This is a genomic window from Lachnospira hominis (ex Hitch et al. 2025) (genome assembly GCF_040096395.1).
GTDB lineage: Bacteria > Bacillota > Clostridia > Lachnospirales > Lachnospiraceae > Lachnospira > Lachnospira hominis.
The window spans coordinates 1-1879 of sequence record NZ_JBBMES010000051.1 but is presented as its reverse complement, the minus strand read 5'-3'; the positions used below and the strand labels follow the sequence as shown (position 1 = coordinate 1879).

Genomic DNA, 1879 nt, shown 5'->3' with positions numbered 1-1879 from the left:
TTTCAGCTTCTATCTCTGCACCATATTCTGCCTGTGTTACCATGCGGTCTTCATCGGCAGTTTCCTGTGGTGTCATGCCTTTTGCACTTACATAATCTCTGTTAGAAGCATAGCTCTCCGGCTCATCCGGTATTGCATAATCATCAATCTCTGATTCTGCCTCTTCCGGTTCCACTTCCCGATATTCGGCATCAATGACCTCATCATCCTCACGGAGTCCGTCCATCGCAAGCTCATCAATACGAGGTGTCTCAGGCTGGTATTCCCCTGTAAGAATAAGGACACCAAGCTCTTTTTCGATATCTTTCCACGAAACATATCCTTCAACCTCTCCATCCTCATCTCGCCACTGAAAACGCAGTCCATTCCCATGAAATGTGTCATATCCGTGCAGTCCCAGTCCGTCAACCGGCCAGCCTGCACCTCCCTGACCATATTCTGCTTTGATACGCTTTGCCCTGGTTCCTGCATCAATCTCAGTTTCAAAAATCTTGCATACCCTGCCCTTGCCACCGATAAAACCTGTACCTCTCATAAGCACCTGTTTGATATACTCACTTGGTACTGTTGCAGACTTTTTGGGATTCAGGTAATTGTATTTACCTGCTAATGCAGCTTTTCTGTCCTGCTCGAACTGACGCATAAACTGATTATTGTTTTTATCCTCAGTATGAATAGTGCCAATGCTTGCCTGCCCATTCTGGTCGAAAAAAAAGGAAGCCTGTGTATATTCGGCTTCCTTACTAACACCCAATGAATTGATTTCATCAAGTTCCCTATTCAGTTCTGTATCATCTGATTCTAGTGGAATCGCATCACTATCTGATTCAGTACCACTTCCTCTGCCTGCATCTTCGCCTGCTCTCTTATCTTCCACATCTCCATTGTCGATGACGGATTCTGTGGCTTGTGCTTCGCCAGATACTGCATCTCCAGCTGGTCGTACAGCTGGTTCGCTTCCTCCTCTACCGCTGACATCTTCTCGTACATCTTCCCGAATCTCATCAGCGTCTTGTATCTTGCCGGCTCGTTCTCCTTTAGATAGTTCATCGCCATCCTTCCGTATTTGCCCAGCTTCGTGAGATCCTCCGTCTCGTCCGGCATCTCTATCTTCGGATAAAGCAGTCCGTCCACTTCCTTGTAAGTCATTTCTTCTAACATATCCAATTCTCCTTTCGCTCTCGATTGCCTTTAAGTTACGACTAAATTCTCTAAGAACACTACAGGAGACATCGCATACAATGGAACCAAGACGGTAAATGATCTCTTCGTCTTTGATATTTACGATCTGACTAAAATCCCGTTCTTGCACAGATAAGTCAAATCCGCATCTCGTCCCTACAGCATACATGACACTTGCATATACAAGCTGCTCCATGTCCATTTCCTGCTGTAAGCCATTGCGTTTCTTACTTTCTTCCTTTATCACACTACCTGATAGCTGCATAAGTTCGGTCATTCGGTCTCCGAACTCTTCTTTTATTATAAGCCAAACATCTGTTCCTGTAAACTGTTTTAATATATTTTTTAGAGACTCCCTGTCGCTGTTATCGTACTGCTCAATCTGACCTTCTGACACAAGAAAATCCACATAATCCTTAAGATTTTCTCCCTCAAGGTCCCATGTCAGCTTAACATTCTTCCCTCCGGTATCACTGATATCAAAGATATACCTCATGCGTGGATTCAGTGCCCTTGACGGGAAGATAGCGCAGCCTTTCGCACCACGCTTTACATATCTTCCCACCTTTTTCCAGGTATCATAATCTGCCATGAGTGTGCTTTTTTCCGGAGGTCTTTGCGCTGTTACCATAACGATATTGTCAAATTCATAGCGGTATAACTGACCTGCGACCTTTAACACATCCTTCCAGTTCTT

At 44.7% G+C, this 1879-nt stretch carries 1 pseudogene; it reads right to left on the bottom strand.

What is annotated here, in order from left to right:
* A pseudogene (locus tag WMO38_RS15330) lies at positions 1 to 1879 on the bottom strand (helicase-related protein); the annotation flags it as partial.